The sequence below is a fragment of the Pectobacterium atrosepticum genome (assembly GCA_019056595.1).
GTDB lineage: Bacteria > Pseudomonadota > Gammaproteobacteria > Enterobacterales > Enterobacteriaceae > Pectobacterium > Pectobacterium atrosepticum.
Window position 1 is genome coordinate 150,403 of sequence record CP036163.1, and the last position, 12,788, is coordinate 163,190.

Genomic DNA, 12,788 nt, shown 5'->3' on the forward strand with positions numbered 1-12,788 from the left:
ATGATGAAATACCAATTGGATGCTCGCGAAGCCCGCGTAATCGGCTGCATGTTGGAAAAGCAGATCACTACGCCGGATCAGTACCCTATGTCGTTAAACAGCATCACCACGGCTTGCAACCAGAAAACCAACCGTGAGCCAGTGACGGAACTGAGCGAAAGTGAGGTACAGCAAACGCTGGATTTGCTCGTGAAGAAGCATTTCCTGCGCACGCTCAGCGGCTTTGGTAACCGTGTTGTGAAGTACGAACATCGTTTTTGCAATTCGGAGTTTGGCGATCTGAAGCTCTCTCCCGCGGAGGTCGCTCTAGTGACGACGCTTCTGCTGCGTGGTCCACAGACGCCGGGTGAACTGCGTACGCGTGCCGCTCGATTGTATGATTTTTCAGATGTTGGCGAAGCTGAATCCACCCTTGATCAATTGCAACAACGTGACGATGGCCCGTTTGTTGTACGACTCGCGCGGGAGGCGGGCAAACGGGAAAGCCGCTACCGGCACCTTTTCAGTGGTGAAGCGAGTGATGCGGCGGTTCTTGAAGAGGAAAGCGTGAACGACAATTCGCATCCGCTGGCCGAGCGAGTTGAAGCGTTAGAGACAGAGGTTGCTGAACTCAAACGTCAACTTGCCGCACTGTTAGCGTAATAGAATCTGTATCAGGGAGAAAATCAGCCATGAAGCCTCAGTTTCCATCTGCGGAAAACGTTGCAGAACCTACCGTATCCATCCAACGCCCTCGTATCGGTGTCGTCGGGTTGGGATCCATCGCGCAGAAAGCCTATTTGCCCATTCTCAGTCAGGCTGAGCGCTGGGAACTGGTTGGTGCATTTTCTCCCGATCGACAAAAGACGCAGCGGATTTGCCAACACTATCGGATGACGGGTTTCTCTGCATTGGATGAGTTGGCAGCCCACTGCGATGCGGTCTTTGTCCATAGCAGTACCGCCAGCCATTTTTCCGTTGTAAGCCAACTGCTTGAGGCGGGTGTCGATGTCTATGTGGATAAACCGCTGGCAGAGACGCTGGAGCAAGCGGAAGTGCTGGTCGAATTGGCAGAGCAACAACAAAAAATTCTCATGGTTGGCTTTAATCGTCGTTTTGCTCCGTGCTATCAGCAGCTAAAGCAACGGTTGGATCAACCCGCATCCCTGCGCATGGATAAACATCGTATTGATAGCGTCGGGCCGCAAGATGTGCGTTTTACCTTACTGGACGACTACCTGCATGTGGTTGACACCGCGCTATGGCTGGCAGGAGGTGATGCCGAATTGGTTGATGGTGTTTTGCATGCAAATGCGGACGGCCAACTACTGTATGCCGAACATCATTTCCAGAGCGGCAACTGTCAGGTGACGACCAGCATGCATCGTCAGGCCGGGAGCCAGCGAGAGTGGGTTCAGGCCGTTACCAACGGTGGGTTATATCAGGTGGATGAGATGCGTGAATGGCGTGAAGATCGCGAAGGGATGACGCTCCACCCAACTGTGCCATCCTGGCAAACTACGCTAGAACAACGTGGATTTGTCGGTGCGGTGCATCATTTCATGGCAGCGATCGAACAACGGAAACCAGCGGAAACATCCGGTAACCAGGCGTTGCTATCCCAGCGCATGATTGAAAAATTGCTGGGAAAAAGCTGAAAAGTTCAGCGGTTATGACAATGTTCGGTAGCTATTACACGCGCAATGCGTAGACTAGTCGCACCTCGCAATCAGGATGACCCCAACGGGTTAATAATCACGCCTGAACCGTTCAGAACATAATCGGATGAATTTACTTAAATCACTGGCTGCTGTCAGTTCCATGACCATGTTATCGCGCATTTTAGGATTTGTGCGCGATGCTATTGTCGCGCGTATTTTTGGTGCAGGTATGGCGACGGATGCCTTCTTTGTCGCGTTCAAACTGCCCAACCTGCTCCGACGCATTTTCGCGGAAGGTGCATTTTCACAGGCGTTCGTGCCTATTCTGGCCGAATATAAAAGCCAGCAGGGTGATGAAGCCACGAGAACGTTCCTCGCTTATGTCTCCGGTATGCTGACGCTGATTCTGGCATTAGTCACCGTGGCGGGTATGGTCGCCGCGCCTTGGGTCATTATGGTCACTGCTCCCGGCTTTGCTGCGACGCCGGAGCGCTTTGAGCTGACCTCTAATCTATTAAGAGTCACGTTTCCCTATATCCTGCTGATCTCACTGACCTCCATGGTGGGTTCGGTGCTAAACACCTGGAACCGTTTCTCGGTGCCGGCATTTGCCCCGACGCTGCTAAACGTCAGCATGATTGGCTTCGCGTTGTTTGCTGCACCGTATTTTAACCCTCCCGTAATGGCGCTGGCCTGGGCGGTATTGGTTGGTGGTTTACTGCAACTCGGCTATCAGCTACCGCATCTGAAAAAGATTGGCATGCTGGTATTGCCGCGCCTGAAATGGCGCGATCCGCGAGTCTGGCGAGTCATGAAGCTGATGGGACCTGCGGTTTTAGGCGTGTCGGTGAGCCAGATTTCGTTGATCATCAACACCATTTTCGCGTCCTTCCTCAACGAAGGGGCGGTGTCATGGATGTATTACGCCGATCGTCTGATGGAATTTCCTTCCGGCGTATTGGGGGTGGCGTTAGGGACGATCTTACTCCCGTCGCTGGCGAAAAGTTTTGCCAGTGGCAATCATGACGAGTATTCCCGCCTGATGGATTGGGGGCTTCGTCTGTGTTTCCTGCTGGCGCTACCGAGCGCGGTAGCATTAGGAATTTTAGCCAAACCTTTAACGGTGTCGCTGTTCCAGTACGGTAAGTTTAGCGCCTTTGACGCGCTGATGACCCAACGCGCGCTGGTTGCCTACTCGGTTGGGTTGATGGGATTGATTGTCGTCAAAGTGTTAGTGCCTGGCTTCTATTCCCGGCAGGATATCAAGACGCCAGTAAAAATAGCGATAGTCACGCTGATTCTGACGCAAGTTATGAACCTGATCTTTATCGGTCCGCTGCAACATGCGGGTCTGGCATTGTCCATCGGACTTGCTTCCTGCTTGAATGCAGGGCTGCTGTATTGGCAACTGCGTAAGCAGGATATTTTCCAACCACTGCCGGGTTGGAGAGGTTTTCTGGTTCGCCTGCTGGCAGCGGTTATCGTGATGTCGCTGGTTTTACTGGGCATGCTGTGGTGGATGCCCGCATGGGATGACGGCAATATGACGATGCGAATTCTGCGCTTACTGCTGGTCGTCGTCGTGGGCGCGGGATCCTATTTTGCCACGCTGGCGCTGTTGGGATTCCGACCCCGAGATTTCGCCCGCCGTAGCGTGTAACAACATTACGGAATTGCGTAGTAAAAAACGCCATTGGTGCTGCCACCAATGGCGTTTTTGTTTTACGTTGATGGATACGTTTTTAGTCGATGGAGAATTACATCTTATCGACGGTTTCGATACCCAGCGTATCCAGACCCTGCTTCAACGTTTTTGCCGTGAGCAGCGCCAGTCTTAGACGGCTCTGACGCACATCATCATTTTCGGCGTTCAGGATGGGGCAGTGTTCGTAGAAACCAGAGAACAGGCCAGCCAGATCGTACAGGTAGCTACACATCACATGCGGCGTGCCTTCGCGGGCAACGGAGGTGATGGTTTCTTCAAATTGCAGCAGGCGCGTGGCAAGCGCAAATTCGCGCTCATCATTCAGCGTAATCGGCTGCGTTAAGGTGTCTTCCTGTATGCCCGCACGCTTGAAAATGGACGCAACACGTGTATAGGCATATTGCATATAAGGCGCTGTGTTGCCTTCAAACGCCAGCATGTTATCCCAATCAAAAACGTAGTCCGTGGTACGGCTTTTCGACAGGTCTGCGTATTTAATCGCGCCGATAGAAACCACTTTCGCCAACGCTGCTAACTCGTCGCTTTCCATCTGTGGATTTTTTTCCGCGATGAGTTTCAGTGCGCGACCGTAGGCTTCATCCAATAGCTCGGACAGCTTGATCGTTCCGCCTGCACGCGTTTTGAATGGTTTACCGTCTTTGCCCAGCATCATGCCAAACATGTGGTGTTCCAGGCTGACAGAATCGGGCACGTAACCCGCTTTACGCACGATCGTCCAAGCCTGCATCAAATGCTGATGCTGACGGGAATCGATGTAGTAAAGCACGCGATCGGCGTTCAGGGTTTCATAACGGTATTTGGCGCAGGCGATATCGGTTGTGGTGTAGAGGTAGCCGCCATCTTTTTTCTGGATGATGACGCCCATCGGTTCGCCTTCCTTGTTTTTGTACTCATCAAGGAAAACTACCGTTGCGCCTTCGCTTTCAACTGCCAGACCTTTTGCTTTCAGATCGGCAACGATGTTCGGCAGCATGCTGTTATACAGGCTTTCACCCATCACATCCTGTTTGGTCAGCGTGACATTAAGGCGTTCATAGTTGATCTGGTTCTGCGTCATGGTGATATCGACGAGCTTGCGCCACATCTGACGGCAATATTCATCGCCACCCTGTAATTTCACTACGTAACCGCGTGCGCGTTCAGCGAAATCGGCATCTTCGTCGTAGTGTTTCTTCGCTTCACGATAAAACGCTTCAAGATCGGACAGATCCATCTCGTTGGCGCTTTCGTTTTGCATTTTTTCAAGGTAGGCAATCAGCATGCCGAACTGCGTACCCCAATCGCCAACGTGGTTAGCACGGATGATATTGTGGCCTAAAAACTCCAGCGTACGGGCTGCGGCATCACCAATAATGGTTGAACGCAGGTGGCCGACGTGCATTTCCTTCGCGACGTTGGGGGCAGAGTAGTCAATCACGATCGTTTGTGGTTCAACGGGCGTTAAACCCAGTTTTGGTGCATTCAGGGCGTTCTCAACTTGGCTCGCAACCCACTGCTTATCGAGAAAAATATTAATAAATCCCGGGCCCGCGATTTCTGTTTTTTCCGCAATGCCTTCCAGTGCCAAAAGCTGGACGACTTTCTCAGCCAATTGTCGCGGCGGCATGCCCAGTTTTTTCGCCACGGCCATGACGCCATTAGCCTGATAATCACCAAACTGTGCTTTTGCCGACTGACGAACCTGAGCTTCGCTGTCTGCTGGCGCGCCCGCGGCGGTTAACGCCTGGCTGACTTTTTCGGAGAGAAGAGCCTGAATATTCACCGGTTTACCTTAAATTAAAAATTAAGCCTTGCTTATACCATATTTGCCTTTCCTCGTCAGCAGACGGCGGAAGCAAAGGGATGTTCAGGCGAAAAATTACCCGCAGAGCGGGAGATAAAAAAGGCGCGATGAGATGAAAGAATGGATTGAGGAGAGCGCGATAAAAATAAAAAATAGTTTTAGGTAGAATAAAAATAAATCAAATCGTGATCTTAACGTTTTTTCGACCGACTATTTACACCAATTTTATGTGAGTTTCTGGTTTTAAAATGGCGGAAAATAGCGTATGCCGCAATAGCGATAAGCGCGATGGATATAATGAGTAAAACCATGATGATATCTCTGCGTTATTATTTATTTTCTTAATTTATACGTTTTCTTTTCAGCGTTCAATGGAGGTGGGCTTATTTAAGATTCCTCCCAGAATAGATTGCGAGAAGTATCGCAGATTAACATCGGGTAAAAAACGTTTCCGTTTATTAATCAAACGACATGGTTGCCTTTTCTTTGCATTTAATGCGTTTCACGTAACGAAGGTGTAAATAAATGTACATGGGGAAAAGTAGAATTTAATTAGAATGTACTATGGGTATGATATTCTCACTATCGAAAATAGTTATTGATATGTGATGGGCCGCGAGGAGTTTTACCCGATATGTTACCCAATGATTTGATAACGGATTTAGCGCGATTTGAGCGAGACTTACAGGAATTAGCGGGTGTGCTACAGCTGGACTTGGGCGCGTTTCATGCTGATCATATTTCGCTGCGTTGTCATCAGAATACCACGGCTGAATCATGGAAAGCGGCGTTGCTGAAGGCTGGCTGTCTGCTGTCTGAAAACCAAATCAATGGCCGCCCAATCTGCCTGTTTATACTGGATAATTCAATATCTGTCGGCCCCTGGCAGATTGATTGTATCGAATTACCGTGGCCGGGGAAAAAATATTATCCCCATGAAGGATGGGAGCATGTGGAGCTGGTGCTTTCCGGTGATACGGAAACACTGCATCAGCGTGCTTTGACCTGCTTGTCTGATGATGCACTACGTACGCCTGGCATCAAGCTTAAATTTAGTTCTCCGCAAGGCGAAAAAGAACGAATCCCTAATCCGACACTAGCAGTAACTAATGGGAAAGTGACAATAAAGTTTCATCCATTTGATATACGAGACGTTGTCACGAGCGAAATGTCTTCGTTATGAAAATAGCTGAGCATGTAGAGCAATCAGAAAGATGACATTGACTAAAAGTAAAATGGCATATCACGTTATTCATGCCACTTTCTTTTACTGTATACCCTAAATAATTCGAGTTTCAGGACAAAACGTTAGCGTTTTGAACAACGGCAGATTTGAGCGCTGCTTGCAGCGACCCCGACGGGGCGAGGTTCACGCGAGTGGGCTGAGTAGTGTAGCTAACGCACCTGCAATTTAAAGTATGACGGGTATAGAACAGATTAATAAAACTGTGGTTTATGTCATGTTTATTTCGGCGCTGTATCGCGTTCATTGTGACTCCCGTCTCCTCACGATATGAATGCGAATGCCATAGTTATTACTTTAATCGGCGTAATGATTCGTCGATTTTTCGACAATGACAATTAAGAAAAGTAGTCTGGGAGTTTACATGGAGGAGCAGCGATGACGAAACTGGAAGTATGCTGTTATAGCGTTGATTGTGCGATAACGGCAGCGCAGTCTGGGGCTGACAGGATTGAACTCTGTGCAGGACAGCGAGAAGGCGGATTAACGCCATCCTATGGTGCGCTGCGGGGTGCCCGTGAAAAGATCGCGATTCCTGTTCACCCGATTGTGCGCCCGCGAGGCGGCGACTTTTGCTACAACGCGACGGAGTTTGCTGCCATCAAATACGATATTGAGCAGGTTCGTGAGATGGGGTTCCCTGGCGTTGTTGTCGGTGCGCTGAATGAGGAAGGGCACATTGATTTGCCCAAAATGCGCGAAATCATGGCGGTGGCTCAAGGGATGGCGGTGACCTTTCACCGCGCGTTTGATATGTGTCTGAACCCTTATATTGCGCTGGAACAGCTCACCGACCTTGGCGTATCACGCATATTGAGCTCTGGGCAGCAGCAGACGGCGGAGAATGGGTTGCGGTTATTACGTGAACTAACACAGGCCAGTCGCGGTCCAATTATTATGGCGGGTTCCGGCGTGCGGTTGACTAACGTGCACAAATTTCAGCAAGCCGGTATCCGGGAACTGCATAGCTCCGCAGGTCAGTGGACGTCATCGCCTATGCGTTATCGCAAAATCGGCGTGTCGATGTGTTCTGATACGGAATTAGATGAATTTAGCCAGTATTGCGTGGATGGTGATGTGGTGGAAGCAATGAAACGGGCGGTCAGCCCGGATCGTGAAATGCAGTATGTATCGTAACGCAAAGTGTTTCATGGTGTAGCGGTTGATAGATCGCATTGTATAGACACCACATCGTCATTCTTCAATTTTGCCGCGCCGCATACCATCAGGTTTGCATGGCAAGTACCAAGCCCCAGTGTGTTGCTGGGGCTTTTTTTCAACGCCTAGGAATTTCAAAGTGCCCGTAGCCGCGTAGGACAGTGAACACAGGGGGCAGGATCCTGACTTTTTTTGGGTGGCTCCCTGAAGTCGGCACCGTCATAACAGGAAGATAATGGTTTTTTGAGCGTCACCCCGGATTTCAGGCGCAACTTCCCCGCATCACCCGGCGTACCGCATTCGCGCAATGGCCATGCGTTACCAACCAGCTCTCCCACCTTCAGCCCCTTCATGGCCCAGTGGTACACCATCCTGCCGCCGCCAGACTGCTTCGTTCGTGATTTTCATTTGCAGTTAATGTGAGCCCAAATTTGCGATAAACGCGAGCCGTTACACTTACTGGTGTGTTGATGATTTTCATACCGAACCTCCAATCGTTGACTTAGAGGGGCCGGCCCGTAGAGCCGGCGGTATTCTTCAAAGGATGCAGGGAAACCACGCCAAACAACCACCACTGGGCGGAGCGAACTCCGCCCAGTGGTTTAGCCTCTGACTCCGTAGTTCAGCGACGCCACCATGACCGTGTTACCCTGCTGAACGCGGATCTCACACAGTGAGTCGCGCACCATCTAGGTGTTAAACACAACACTATCAGGCTAAAAAAGCCAATTTTAGTGGCATTGTCTTGAACCTCTAAAGTGAAGGTTTTGGCTTTTATCCACCCCCTAACAGCCCACTGGTGTCTGCGTCGAAGCGCTTATGGGCCTGATCAGCCGCCGGTTTGAGCAAAGCGAGCAGCTCTGCCTCATTATACAACTGAGTGACTGCAATTTCCTTGGGGGTTGGCTCAATTGGGATCAGCACATCTTCGCTGTCGGCGTACAGCCAGATTGCCACAACGTGGAGTGCCGAGATGAATAATACTCGCAGTTCAACGGTTTTTCCCTGTAGTTGCGGCGATAGATCCGCCAGCTTTAGCGCCTCTACCGTCGCGGCTGCCAAATTTCCGTGGTTGAGCGAAGCGAACTCGACATGTCCGTGCACGTCGGTCAATTGCGCGTCGGCAATCGTCACTTCATCGGCAAACACTAAGTAATGCCAATCGCCGACCTTAGCGTCTTTGAGGCCTTTATCGTGAATCAGATCCTCTAGGCTGAGCGAGTAGCCACGATAGCCTTCGCTCAGCTTTATTTTGCCCGGCTTGGCGCCCGCGAATTGACGATTGATGCCGAAGCCCTGAGGTTTCAGCGCAGATTGCAGTGCCGGACGCAGTGCCTGTACGCCGTTGGAAGGCGCTTTTGGATAAGTCAATTGCATGATGTTGCCCTCTTTATTTTTTTACGGTGAAGTAAGTGTCAGTCCAATTTCCGCCGGATTTGTATAACCTGGGGAACGAGTTCAAAGCACGGGTCGAGTAACCGTAGATCGAATCTGCAATCAACAGGTAATCACCGTCGGTCCCATAGATAACCAAAAAGTGCGCACCGCCACCGTACCAGGCGCAACGCAAACCGATTGGTCGGCCCTTTTTGATCTGGTTCCGAATGGCCGACATCTGCAAGGATCCTCTATTCATGCCGTTGTAGCTGCGTGTGATTCGCAAGGCGGAATCCAAATAACCGTAGATGTTGCACGGTCCCGGTTGATTGCAGCAGTTGCGGTCCAGAGAGGCGCTGGCTACACCGCACTGGGTCCAAGACCCAGTGCGGTAGAAGTTGCCGACCGAGGCGGAAACAGCCGCCCAGCACCAATTAGTTTGGGTTTGTTTCTGCATTTTAAAATTCAGACGGGAAGTAGCCATTGCCTTAATCTGAGGAGCCGCTTCAACTTCGACCAATTGCGGATCGATCAGATGGCCTATCAGGTCGTTTAGCTTTCTGTCGCCGGTGATTCGGGTTGTTCCAGTGGTTAACATTTTTTATATCCTCTATGAGTCAAACAAGCGTCCAGCTTGATAGCTGGTTTGTTATCGATGTTGACCTATCTGCTTTTGAAGGCAAACAGCAACAGACCAACATCGCGTTACCCGACACGCTGATTCAGCGAGTCGATAAACGTGTAAATAGTCTGTCAATGCCTAACGTGATCGGAGCCATTTTTTGGCAGGGGCTGTACGTCATGAGTTGGCGTCACAACAATTTGCCGATTTCCGGCCGACTCCACGACTCACCGTTCCAGTCATACCCAAGCTCCAACATTCTTTTCCACTCAAGTCCATCACGGTTTGTTAATACTGTATCCATCATTAAGCTCCTGTTTGATTATTGTCACTGTATATATATACAGCTAATTATGGAGATTACTCACCAATAGAAAATCTGTCAACAAATGATATTGATTATCATTCTCTCGTTGTGTGGGGAGCATTGAAAAACGACAGATACTGGCATTGAATTCAGGATTAGCGCGTCCGGTCTTTGCCGGAGGATGGGGGTTAATTAAGTGCGCTACAGTGAAAATGCGTTTTTTGTCCTTGCCTATCTCAATCTGGTCAAGTGCCGAGGCCGCATGGGAGTATTTGCCGCGTTAGAGCGTTCGGGTAAAGATTCGGTTGTCGTACAGATCGGTAGAGTCGATGTAAACCGACGGGAACAGGTGTTATGCCACCTATTTGCGGTAGGGCAACGCAACGGAGATGTATCTTCAGCTCGACCGGCATTACTGTTGGTACGAGCTTTTCTGAGCAGCTATTACGGTCTGCGCGTATTGGGTCGGGCGATGCCAGTACGCGAAATTTGCTGAATGGATCGCTGTGTACGCTGCTTGGCTTACCCACGATATTGACGGTTTGGTTTTTATCGTCGACGGCGATCGGATCGCGGTTGAAGGCCGAGAATGGGGCGTTACGCGTGATGGACGAGCGTGGCCTGACGGTTGCTCATCGCAAGGTCGCTTTGCAAATGTTTTCGAATTCGACCTGGGCTCAGCCCGACGATCCACAGATACTGAAGGCGATCGTCGAGCTGTTTACGCAGGAAGTAGAGTGGGATATCTCGGGTGATGTGCAGGTCGTTCCTTGGAGCGACCCGCGTCGGAATCGGGAGGAGGTGGCTTCATTTTTCCGTGAATTGGCTAAGCAAATTATACCGGAGCGATTCGAGGTGTGGCGGATTGTGGCCGATGATGACGTCGCCGTGGCGCTTGGCGAACTGGCGTCGCGAGTCAAGCGCACTGGCCGTCTTATCGAGTTATCGTCAGTGCTTTTATCGAACGTTATAATGGAGGCGCAGAGGCCTATAGCTCAGCACCAGGTTTACGTGCAACCAATACCGCTCGTACCGGTGCGGGATAACCTTCCACCGTTTTCGTTGGATCCTCAGGGTCGAGGAATTCAGCCAGCGATTCAGTGATCATCCAGTCTGTCCGGCGCTGTTCCTGTGTTGTGGTTGTGCAGATATCGACGATGCGGACATCGACGAATCCGCATTTTTCAAGCCATGTTGTCAAAGCCACAGCAGACGGGATGAAATACACATTGCGCATTTGCGCGTAGCGTTCTCCCGGCACCAGCACCTGATTTTCATCACCTTCAATGACCAGCGTTTCCAGCACCAGCTCACCACCCGCTACCAGCTGATTTTTCAACTGCCACAGGTGGTCGAGCGGGGAACGACGATGGTACAGGACGCCCATGGAAAATACGGTATCAAACGCAGCCAGCTCGGGAAGTTGCTCAATGCCGAGTGGCAGAACGTGTGCGCGCTGGTCGTCGCCGAGTAGCTTACGCACGGCTTCAAACTGACATAAGAATAGCTGCATGGGGTCGATACCCACCGCCATCGTGGCACCTTCACCGACCATTCGCCATAGGTGATAGCCGCTGCCGCAGCCTACATCCAGAATCAGGCGATTTTTCAGCGGGCTGATATGTGGTAGAACGCGCTGCCATTTCCAGTCTGAACGCCATTCGGTGTTGATATCCACACCGTAAAGCGAAAAGGGGCCTTTACGCCAGGGCATCAGATTACGTAGCAGCTTTTCAATCCCTTCGCGCTGACCGACGGAAATATCGGGCTCGATGCGTGCTGTGACGCTGTCGTTCAAATCTAAAGAGGTTGGCTTCAGCGACGGGAGGTGTTCCAGCGAGTTAAACCATAGCTTGAACTTACCGTGCAGGGATTCTTGCTGCCAACTGCTGAGCTGTGAAGGCAGCGTGTTAAGCCAGTGGCTGAGCGGGCCCTTTGCGATTTGCTGATAAAAATTGCCGAAATCGATCACGCCTTTTCCTCTGCTTTTACGGCTAATAACGAACCAAAATTAAAACACTGAAACCAGATCTCGCTGTGCTCAAAACCAGCATCTGCCAGTCGAGCCTTATGGGTTTCTACTGAGTCGGTCAACATGACATTTTCCAGCATGCTGCGTTTCTGACTGATTTCCAGCTCGCTGTAGCCATTTGCCCGTTTGAAGTCGAGATGCATGTTGAACAGCAATTCGCCGACGTCTTTGTCCGCAAAATTGAATTTCTCAGAGAGCACAAGCACGCCGCCGGGATTCAATCCCTGATAAATACGCTCGATAAGCACTTGACGCTGGGAAGGCTCCAGAAACTGAAGAGTAAAGTTCAGCACAACCATGGAAGCATTCTTGATATCAATGTTCAGAATATCCGCTTCTATAACTTCGACAGGCGTTTCGGAGCGAAAAGCGTCAATGTGGCCACGACAGCGTTTTACCATCGCCGGAGAATTGTCTACCGCGATAATTTTGCAGTCCGGCACATGGATATTGCGTCGCATAGATAGCGTGGCTGCGCCTAGCGAACATCCCAGATCGTAGACGAGGCTATTCGAGCGGGCGAATCGCTCTGCCAGCATGCCAATCATTGAGATGATGTTGGAATAGCCGGGCACGGAACGTTGGATCATATCGGGAAATACGTCGGCAACGCGTTCGTCGAATGTCCAGTCGCCTAAATTGGCAATTGGCACAGAAAAAAGCATATCGCGGTTTGGCATGGCGGAAAGTGCACTGAGAGTAATAAAGAGGCGCACATTCTAGCAGAATACGCCATACCCGTCATACTTCAAGTTGCATGTGCGCTGTTCAAAACGCTAACGTTTTGTCCTGAAACTCGAATTATTTAGGGTATGTAGCCTTCACCTTTCACATGTGTGCGGCTTTTGATTCTCGGACGCATTATATCTGTGCGCCCGAGAGTGGTAGGTATCGTTTTTG

Annotated in this window: 13 protein-coding genes and 2 pseudogenes; 8 read left to right on the top strand and 7 right to left on the bottom strand. The window is 50.6% G+C overall.

The genetic code is table 11. The features are described 5' to 3' along the window. Positions 1-3 precede the first annotated feature (3 nt). From DCX48_01260 to murJ, 3 genes are all read left to right on the top strand, one after another. A complete protein-coding gene (locus DCX48_01260) occupies positions 4-642 on the top strand; it encodes a DUF480 domain-containing protein (protein QXE17114.1) in 639 nt (212 codons plus the stop codon). Positions 643-671: 29 nt separating this feature from the next. After that, positions 672-1,637 (top strand): Gfo/Idh/MocA family oxidoreductase, encoded by a 966-nt coding sequence (locus tag DCX48_01265; GenBank protein ID QXE13252.1) that lies wholly within the window; start codon positions 672-674, stop codon positions 1,635-1,637. 127 nt (positions 1,638-1,764) lie between these two features. Next, positions 1,765-3,300: a murein biosynthesis integral membrane protein MurJ gene (gene murJ / locus DCX48_01270; GenBank protein ID QXE13253.1), complete on the top strand. Its 1,536-nt coding sequence runs from the start codon at positions 1,765-1,767 to the stop codon at positions 3,298-3,300. Between the two features lie 97 nt (positions 3,301-3,397). On the opposite strand, the gene DCX48_01275 is transcribed toward murJ, so the two are convergent. After that, on the bottom strand, positions 3,398-5,128 hold the full coding sequence (locus DCX48_01275) for an arginine--tRNA ligase (protein QXE13254.1): 1,731 nt from the start codon (positions 5,126-5,128) through the stop codon (positions 3,398-3,400). Positions 5,129-5,783: 655 nt separating this feature from the next. Between DCX48_01275 and DCX48_01280 the strand changes: the two genes are divergently transcribed. Together DCX48_01280 and cutC are read left to right on the top strand one after the other, a co-directional pair. After that, positions 5,784-6,332, top strand: a complete 549-nt coding sequence (locus DCX48_01280; protein ID QXE13255.1) for a VOC family protein — start codon at positions 5,784-5,786, stop codon at positions 6,330-6,332. Between the two features lie 438 nt (positions 6,333-6,770). Then, positions 6,771-7,529: a copper homeostasis protein CutC gene (cutC, locus tag DCX48_01285; GenBank protein ID QXE13256.1), complete on the top strand. Its 759-nt coding sequence runs from the start codon at positions 6,771-6,773 to the stop codon at positions 7,527-7,529. Positions 7,530-7,684: 155 nt separating this feature from the next. On the opposite strand, the gene DCX48_01290 is transcribed toward cutC, so the two are convergent. The 4 genes from DCX48_01290 to DCX48_01305 all read right to left on the bottom strand — a co-directional run bounded on the left by DCX48_01290 (position 7,685) and on the right by DCX48_01305 (position 9,525). Continuing rightward, the gene (locus DCX48_01290) at positions 7,685-7,921 is read right to left on the bottom strand and encodes a hypothetical protein (protein ID QXE13257.1); all 237 of its coding nucleotides are present in this window, start codon (positions 7,919-7,921) and stop codon (positions 7,685-7,687) included. Positions 7,922-8,152: 231 nt separating this feature from the next. Then, positions 8,153-8,239 (bottom strand): Hok/Gef family protein, encoded by an 87-nt coding sequence (locus DCX48_01295; GenBank protein ID QXE17115.1) that lies wholly within the window; start codon positions 8,237-8,239, stop codon positions 8,153-8,155. 85 nt (positions 8,240-8,324) lie between these two features. Next, positions 8,325-8,927, bottom strand: a complete 603-nt coding sequence (locus DCX48_01300; GenBank protein ID QXE13258.1) for a hypothetical protein — start codon at positions 8,925-8,927, stop codon at positions 8,325-8,327. Positions 8,928-8,940: 13 nt separating this feature from the next. Beyond that, positions 8,941-9,525, bottom strand: a complete 585-nt coding sequence (locus DCX48_01305; protein QXE13259.1) for a hypothetical protein — start codon at positions 9,523-9,525, stop codon at positions 8,941-8,943. Between the two features lie 14 nt (positions 9,526-9,539). Here DCX48_01305 and DCX48_01310 point away from each other — a divergent pair. The 3 genes and pseudogenes from DCX48_01310 (at position 9,540) to DCX48_01320 (ending at position 10,960) form a co-directional block, all read left to right on the top strand. Then, positions 9,540-9,691 (top strand): annotated as a pseudogene (locus DCX48_01310) (hypothetical protein). A gap of 361 nt (positions 9,692-10,052) precedes the next feature. Next, on the top strand, positions 10,053-10,352 hold the full coding sequence (locus DCX48_01315) for a hypothetical protein (protein ID QXE13260.1): 300 nt from the start codon (positions 10,053-10,055) through the stop codon (positions 10,350-10,352). Next, positions 10,300-10,960 (top strand): annotated as a pseudogene (locus DCX48_01320) (nuclear transport factor 2 family protein). The gene DCX48_01315 and the pseudogene DCX48_01320 overlap by 53 nt, the downstream one beginning before the upstream one ends. Here the strand turns inward: DCX48_01320 and cmoB are convergent. Both cmoB and cmoA read right to left on the bottom strand, forming a co-directional pair. Then, positions 10,845-11,828, bottom strand: a complete 984-nt coding sequence (gene cmoB, locus DCX48_01325; protein QXE13261.1) for a tRNA 5-methoxyuridine(34)/uridine 5-oxyacetic acid(34) synthase CmoB — start codon at positions 11,826-11,828, stop codon at positions 10,845-10,847. The pseudogene DCX48_01320 and the gene cmoB sit on opposite strands and share 116 nt — an antisense overlap. After that, complete coding sequence (cmoA, locus tag DCX48_01330; protein QXE13262.1) at positions 11,825-12,568, bottom strand: carboxy-S-adenosyl-L-methionine synthase CmoA; 744 nt, start codon at positions 12,566-12,568, stop codon at positions 11,825-11,827. Before cmoA ends, cmoB begins: the two co-directional genes overlap by 4 nt. Positions 12,569-12,788 lie beyond the last annotated feature (220 nt).

Bases quoted from the DNA above. Each gene is read 5' to 3' on its own strand.
- DCX48_01295 (QXE17115.1), bottom strand. From the start codon at position 8,239: ATGGTGCGCGACTCACTGTGTGAGATCCGCGTTCAGCAGGGTAACACG.
- murJ (QXE13253.1), top strand. From the start codon at position 1,765: ATGAATTTACTTAAATCACTGGCTGCTGTCAGTTCCATGACCATGTTA.
- DCX48_01260 (QXE17114.1), top strand. From the start codon at position 4: ATGAAATACCAATTGGATGCTCGCGAAGCCCGCGTAATCGGCTGCATG.
- DCX48_01280 (QXE13255.1), top strand. From the start codon at position 5,784: ATGTTACCCAATGATTTGATAACGGATTTAGCGCGATTTGAGCGAGAC.
- cmoA (QXE13262.1), bottom strand. From the start codon at position 12,568: ATGCCAAACCGCGATATGCTTTTTTCTGTGCCAATTGCCAATTTAGGC.
- cutC (QXE13256.1), top strand. From the start codon at position 6,771: ATGACGAAACTGGAAGTATGCTGTTATAGCGTTGATTGTGCGATAACG.
- DCX48_01290 (QXE13257.1), bottom strand. From the start codon at position 7,921: ATGGTGTACCACTGGGCCATGAAGGGGCTGAAGGTGGGAGAGCTGGTT.
- DCX48_01265 (QXE13252.1), top strand. From the start codon at position 672: ATGAAGCCTCAGTTTCCATCTGCGGAAAACGTTGCAGAACCTACCGTA.
- DCX48_01305 (QXE13259.1), bottom strand. From the start codon at position 9,525: ATGTTAACCACTGGAACAACCCGAATCACCGGCGACAGAAAGCTAAAC.
- DCX48_01300 (QXE13258.1), bottom strand. From the start codon at position 8,927: ATGCAATTGACTTATCCAAAAGCGCCTTCCAACGGCGTACAGGCACTG.